This is a genomic window from Mediterraneibacter sp. 210702-DFI.3.120 (assembly GCF_020561005.1).
Classification (GTDB): Bacteria; Bacillota; Clostridia; order Lachnospirales; family Lachnospiraceae; genus Mediterraneibacter; species Mediterraneibacter faecis.
This window is the reverse complement of the sequence record NZ_JAJCNG010000118.1, coordinates 1-242: the sequence shown is the minus strand read 5'-3', so window position 1 is coordinate 242 and position 242 is coordinate 1. Positions and strand designations below refer to the sequence as shown.

At 46.7% G+C, this 242-nt stretch carries 1 pseudogene; it reads right to left on the bottom strand.

The annotated features are described in order from the left end of the window. Positions 1-183 (bottom strand): annotated as a pseudogene (locus tag LI162_RS15460) (transketolase family protein); the annotation flags it as partial. Positions 184-242 lie beyond the last annotated feature (59 nt).

The window sequence follows — 242 nt, the reverse complement described above, 5'->3', positions numbered from 1 at the left end:
CATATTACACTCTGCGATACCGCAGTCGATATGACGCTCTGGGAATGCTTTCTTAAATACGCCTGTTTTTGTAGCCGCCGCCAGATCGGCGTCCAGCACTACGATATCCTCATGTTCTTTTCCTAATTCAGCCAAAGCATTGCCATAGCTCTCTCTTGTTGCGATCTTCTTTACATCTGACATAATGCTTCACCTGCTTTCTCCAAATCTTCCATTGCCACTGCATACTGCTCGTCGTTCGG